Origin of the sequence: Streptococcus sp. HMSC078D09 (assembly GCF_001813675.1) — a bacterium.
GTDB lineage: Bacteria > Bacillota > Bacilli > Lactobacillales > Streptococcaceae > Streptococcus.
On sequence record NZ_KV813675.1, the window covers coordinates 202,376 to 208,458 of the forward strand.

The window sequence follows — 6,083 nt, forward strand, 5'->3', positions numbered from 1 at the left end:
AATAAAAAAGGAGCCAACATGACAAAATTATATGGAAGTTTGGAAGCTGGCGGTACAAAATTTGTTTGTGCAGTTGGTGATGAAAACTATAATGTTGTGGAAAAAGTACAATTTCCAACAACCAAGCCAATTGAGACGATTGATAAGTGTATTGAATTTTTCTCAAAATTTGAGGATCTAGTTGGGCTTGCGATTGGATCATTTGGACCAATTGATATCGATCCAAATTCAAACACTTATGGTTTCATCACAACGACTCCAAAACCAAATTGGGCCAATGTAGATATCGTTGGAGCTTTCCGTCGTGCCTTGAATGTACCTATCTATTTCACGACAGATGTGAATAGCTCTGCCTATGGAGAAGTGGTGGCGCGCAATAACGCGGGTGGCCACATCGAAAACTTGGTTTACTATACAATCGGAACTGGGATCGGAGCTGGTGTCATCCAACGTGGTGAGTTTATCGGGGGAGCTGGACACCCAGAAATGGGACACTACTATGTGGCTCAACACCCAATGGATGTGGAAAAAGAATTCAAGGGTGTTTGTCCTTTCCACAATGGCTGTTTGGAAGGCTTTGCGGCTGGTCCTAGTCTGGAAGCTCGTACAGGTATTCGTGGGGAAAACATTGAACTCAACAGCAATGTATGGGATATTCAAGCCTACTACATCGCACAAGCAGCAGTGAATGCGACAGTTACCTTCCGCCCAGACGTCGTTGTCTTTGGAGGAGGAGTCATGGCTCAACAACATATGTTAGATCGTGTTCGCACGAAATTTACTGCCCTCTTAAACGGTTACCTCCCTGTACCAGATGTGAGAGATTATATTGTGACACCTGCAGTTGCCGGCAATGGTTCAGCGACCTTGGGGAACTTTGTTCTTGCAAAAGAAGTGAGCGAGAAGCTTAAAAAATAAGAAGCAATTGTCTCTTAGAGTTTAGAAACAAGAGCGAGGAGGCTGGGACAAAAGTCCTAGCCTCTCAATTGATTTTTGGATTGTTGAGTAGGACGCAGTGGTTGAGTAGGCTCTATTACGCTGATTTCATCAGCTTTTACAGCTCTACTCAACTGTGCGGAGGTGGGACGACGAAATCGAATTCTAACGAATGACCGATTTCTGTCTCACTCTCTTCTTTCGTCTATCTATCAAGAAGTGAGGAAGGAATGAAAAAGAATATTGTAAAGGATGTCTTATTCTTGGGTCAAAAGTCAGAAGAAGCGACACCTGAGGATCGCACCTTGGCTTTGGATTTGCAGGACACCTTAAATGCTCATCTCCTTGAGTGTGTTGGTTTAGCGGCAAATATGATCGGGGTGAAAAAACGGGCGATTATCATTCGAATGGGAAATGAAAATCTAGTCATGTTTAATCCTGTTCTCCTTGAAAAGAAAAAGCCTTATCAAACAGAGGAAGGATGTGTATCTTTAGTGGGGAGTCGGCCAACAACTCGTTATGAGGAGATGACAGTGACCTATCGAGATGTGAATTGGAAAGCAAAAACAATTCATTTGACAGGTTTTCCAGCCCAGATCTGTCAGCATGAAATGGATCATCTAGAAGGCATTATTATCTAAAGATGAAGGATGGAGTCGATTCGGCTCCATTTTTTTAGTTCTTATGGAAACTTTTTCTTGACAGGGATCTTTTTTGTGTTAAAATAGTTCTCATAGTAACTTTAAAGTTCTTAAGAGAACTATTTGGAGGAAATGATGGACAAACCTTTACTAGAATTTAAAAAGATCGGCCATCTCATTCACCTCATGGTAGAAAGAGAGGCCAAAAAGCGGGGGCTTGAATTTAGCGCAGGACCCCAAGGTCAGGTATTGAGCTTCTTATCTCATCGTGAAAAAGAGGGAAAAGTGACCTTGATTCGGGATGTTGAGCAGGAACTTCATATCTCAAAATCCGTGACCAGTAACCTGATCAAGCGGATGGAGAAAAATGGCTTTATTTATTTAGAGGCTAGTCCGACCGATAAACGGGCCAAGTATGTCTACCTAACAGACAGTGTGAAAAACAAGTTGAATGACATGAAACAATTCTTTGAGGAAGTGGATCAGAGGATGATGGCTGGTGTATCAGAAGAAGAATTGGCCATCTTTTTCAAGGTCATGCATCAATTTTATGAGAATATGAAAAAAAGGAGCGAGGAATGATCAATATGTTTCGGCGGTTAACCGCCAAAGAATGGGGCATGATTGCCCTTAGTACGGTCTTTATCTGTCTGGCTGTTTGGATGGATTTAAAGACTCCTGAATACTTATCCGATATCACGACCCTCTTAGCTAAGGATGGGACCGAGGTTTCTGATATTATGGATCCGGGAAGCAAGATGTTGCTCTTCTCTTTTGGAAGTTTTTTGATGGCAGTTTTTGTGGGCTTTTTAGCATCAAGAGTCGCTGCCAGCTTTACGACGCGGCTTCGAGGAGAGATTTTTCACCAAGTGATGGATTACTCTGATGCCGAGATCAAGAAATTCTCCGTTCCTTCTCTCTTGACCCGGACGACCAACGATTTGACTCAATTTCAAATCATGATTGTCATGGGGATGCAAGTTGTGACGCGTGGTCCCATTATGGCGATTTGGGCTTTGACCAAGATTTGGGGGAAGAGCAGTGCCTGGACAACTTCTGTTGGGATAGCGGTCTTGATGGTCTTGATTCTTCTCTCTGTTCTGGTTCTTATTGCCTTTCCGCGCCAGCAAAAGGTTCAAGGTTTGACCGATGCCTTGAATGCGACGACGCGGGAGAGTTTGACTGGGGTGCGGGTCGTTCGCGCCTACAATGCGGAAGCTTATCAAAACGAGAAATTCCAGGCTGAAAACAAGGGCTTAACCCGTCTAAATCTCTTTGTTTATCGTTTGATGTCTTTGATGAACCCGGTCATGACAGTGGTATCAAGTGGGTTGACCCTGGCTATCTACTGGATTGGGGCGCACTTGATCAATGATATCGCCATGCCAAAAGATCCTACAAAGATCCTCACCAGTCCTGCATTAGCAGATCGGACCAAGGTCTTCTCCGATATGATCACCTTCTCCTCTTATGCCATGCAGGTCGTGATTGGCTTTATGATGATGGTGGCCATCTTGATTATTCTTCCTCGTGCCTTGGTATCTGCCAAACGAATCAACCAGGTCTTAGCTTTAGAGCCGTCTGTAGCCTTCCCAAGTGAGTCAAAAGAAACAACAGGCCAAGAGGGTACCGTTGAATTTCAAGATGTTTCCTTCCGATATGGACGGACTTCCCGTGCAGTGATTGAACATGTGACCTTCTCAGCTCAGAAAGGACAAACCGTTGCCTTCATCGGATCAACCGGTTCTGGGAAATCCACTTTGGTCAACTTGATTCCGCGCTTTTACGATGCAACAGAAGGAAAGATCTTAGTGGATGGCATCAATGTCAAGAATTATAGCCACCAAGAACTGAATAATAAAGTCGGCTACATTCCCCAAAAAGCAGTGCTCTTTAGCGGCACTATTCGCTCCAATATGGAATTTGGAGAAAGTAGTCAAGGAAAATTAGAGGATGAAGCCATCTGGAAAGCTCTTGAATTGGCCCAAGCCAAAGAGTTTGTGGCCGCAAAAGAAAAAGGTTTGGATACAGAAGTAGCGCAAGGAGGAAGCAACTTCTCTGGAGGACAACGTCAACGTTTGGCCATTGCGCGTGCCCTTGCACGTAAGCCCGAGATCCTCATCTTTGATGATTCCTTCTCAGCCCTGGATTACAAAACGGATCGTATCTTGCGCCAAGCCCTGAAAGAAGAGCTGGCAGATACGACCAAATTGATCGTTGCCCAACGGATTTCGACCATTATGGATGCGGATTTGATTTTGGTCTTGGATCAAGGGAAGGTCGTCGGTCAAGGCACCCACAAAGAATTGCTTGCGACCAATGAAGTTTATCAAGAAATTGCCTATTCACAATTGTCTAAGGAGGAGTTGGAACATGCATAAAACAAAACAAGAATCGTCCCTTTGGAGCCAACTTTCTCCCTATTTGAAGGGCTTCCACCTATTTTTCCTAGTTGCTATCCTCTTTTCGATCGTATCGAGTATTATCACGGTTATTGGACCGGATAAGTTAAAAGAAATCACGGATACCATCACAAAAGGGATGGGAGGAGCCATTGATATTGACAAGATCACTTCGATTGCCCTGACTTTAGCCATCCTTTATGGAGTTGGAGCACTGGTGTCCTACAGCAGTAGTTTCATTATCTCAACGATGATTCAGCGCTTCGCAGAACGCTTGCGCAATGCCATCGCTGAAAAGATCAATCGTGTACCTCTCCAATATTTTGATAGCCATGAACAAGGAGATACCTTGTCTCGTGTGACCAATGACGTGGATTTGATGACTCAATCCTTTAACCAAAGTTTGGTTCAAATGGTCTCCTCTATTGTCTTATTGATTGGCTCCATCTTTATGATGTTTAAGACGGACTGGCATTTAGCTTTGACCGCTATCCTTTCCGTCTTTGCAGGCTTTGCTCTTTCTAGCATCATTATGGTCAAAAGTCAGCCTTTGTTTAAACAGCAACAAGATAATCTTGCCAAAGTTTCAGGCTATGTTGAAGAAATCTATAGTGGACACAATGTCGTCATTTCCTATAATGGCCGTCATCAAGCCAAAGATCATTTTGATGCCATCAACCAAGATTTGTACCATAGCATGTGGAAATCTCAATTCTTCTCTGGAATCATGATGCCCTTGATGCAGTTTGTAGGGAATTTCGGCTATGTCATGGTCTGTATCGTTGGGGCTGTCCTCACCATTAATGGAGACATTACCATCGGGACCATTGTGGCCTTTATGACCTATGTCCGCATCTTTACCCAACCAATTGGTCAAATGGCCCAAGGAATTACCCAATTGCAATCAGCCAGTGCTGCTATGGGGCGTGTCTTTGAATTCTTAGACGAAGAAGAAATGGAAGACGAATCCCAAAAAACACGTCAATTGGAAACACCAAAAGGTCATGTCACCTTTGAGCATGTTCGCTTTGGCTATTCACCAGACAAGACTATTATCCATGACTTTACAGCTGAAGCCAAACCGGGGCAAAAAGTGGCCATTGTTGGTCCGACAGGTGCAGGTAAGACGACCATGGTCAATCTCTTGATGCGTTTTTACGACATTCAAGCTGGTAAAATTACCATCGATGGTGTGGATACTAAGGCCATGAGCCGAGAAGAAGTTCATGATGCCTTTTCGATGGTCTTGCAAGATACCTGGCTATTTGAGGGGACTATTCGAGAAAACCTGGTCTTCAATCAAACGGATATTTCAGACGAAGCGGTGGAAGCAGCAACACGAGCTGTTGGGGTCCATCACTTTATTCGGACCTTGCCGAATGGTTATGACACCGTGCTAGATGATTCTGTCACCTTGTCCGTCGGTCAAAAGCAACTCTTGACCATTGCGCGTGCCCTCTTGAAGGATGCCCCGCTCCTCATCTTGGATGAAGCAACCTCATCTGTCGATACCCGTACAGAAGAGTTGATTCAAAAAGCCATGGACAAACTCATGGAAGGCCGGACCTCCTTTGTCATTGCCCATCGCTTGTCCACTATCCGTAATGCGGATCTGATTCTCGTGATGAAAGATGGAAATATTATCGAGCAGGGTAACCACCAAGAGCTCATGAGCCAAAATGGCTTCTATGCCGATCTCTACAATAGTCAATTCACAGAAGAAGTGGCATGAAATCAAGATACAAAGCCCGTAAAATGCACAGTGAAAATAGGGAGTAGGACAGAAGCTATACGATTGTGGACGCTTCGCCGTCCTACCCCCACAAGGCTGATTAGAATTCTTCCGAGCTTATCAAGCGAGAGAAGAGTTCAATCAGCTACTGTGTCTGGAAGTTAGTGCTAGTATAGTTAGCGTTTTTCACCCAGCATTTAGGGCGTGTTCAATTCGTGTAACGGCAAGCACAATGGTGCCTTGCCGACACGACTCACTAACTCCTCAGGTGGATAATATCGATCCACCTTCGTCCTGTCGCAATTCCGACAAGATACAAAGGGCGTAACATACAAAGTGAAAAAATGAGAGTGGGACAGAAATCGGTAATTC

5 protein-coding genes are annotated in these 6,083 nt (G+C 44.2%); all 5 read left to right on the forward strand.

Translation table 11 applies throughout. The features are described 5' to 3' along the window. Positions 1-18 precede the first annotated feature (18 nt). The gene (scrK, locus tag HMPREF2926_RS06265; protein ID WP_049471832.1) at positions 19-918 is read left to right on the forward strand and encodes a fructokinase ScrK; all 900 of its coding nucleotides are present in this window, start codon (positions 19-21) and stop codon (positions 916-918) included. Between the two features lie 248 nt (positions 919-1,166). Then, complete coding sequence (locus tag HMPREF2926_RS06270; RefSeq protein WP_070586941.1) at positions 1,167-1,577, forward strand: peptide deformylase; 411 nt, start codon at positions 1,167-1,169, stop codon at positions 1,575-1,577. Between the two features lie 135 nt (positions 1,578-1,712). Then, positions 1,713-2,159, forward strand: coding sequence for a MarR family winged helix-turn-helix transcriptional regulator (locus HMPREF2926_RS06275; RefSeq protein ID WP_070586943.1), 447 nt, complete (start codon positions 1,713-1,715; stop codon positions 2,157-2,159). Beyond that, the gene (locus HMPREF2926_RS06280; RefSeq protein ID WP_070586945.1) at positions 2,156-3,958 is read left to right on the forward strand and encodes an ABC transporter ATP-binding protein; all 1,803 of its coding nucleotides are present in this window, start codon (positions 2,156-2,158) and stop codon (positions 3,956-3,958) included. Before HMPREF2926_RS06275 ends, HMPREF2926_RS06280 begins: the two co-directional genes overlap by 4 nt. Then, complete coding sequence (locus tag HMPREF2926_RS06285) at positions 3,951-5,711, forward strand: ABC transporter ATP-binding protein (RefSeq protein ID WP_070586946.1); 1,761 nt, start codon at positions 3,951-3,953, stop codon at positions 5,709-5,711. The genes HMPREF2926_RS06280 and HMPREF2926_RS06285 overlap by 8 nt, the downstream gene beginning before the upstream one ends. Positions 5,712-6,083: the final 372 nt, after the last annotated feature.

Coding starts and splice junctions, on each gene's coding strand:
- scrK (WP_049471832.1), top strand. CDS start 19: ATGACAAAATTATATGGAAGTTTGGAAGCTGGCGGTACAAAATTTGTT.
- HMPREF2926_RS06275 (WP_070586943.1), top strand. CDS start 1,713: ATGGACAAACCTTTACTAGAATTTAAAAAGATCGGCCATCTCATTCAC.
- HMPREF2926_RS06285 (WP_070586946.1), top strand. CDS start 3,951: ATGCATAAAACAAAACAAGAATCGTCCCTTTGGAGCCAACTTTCTCCC.
- HMPREF2926_RS06280 (WP_070586945.1), top strand. CDS start 2,156: ATGATCAATATGTTTCGGCGGTTAACCGCCAAAGAATGGGGCATGATT.
- HMPREF2926_RS06270 (WP_070586941.1), top strand. CDS start 1,167: ATGAAAAAGAATATTGTAAAGGATGTCTTATTCTTGGGTCAAAAGTCA.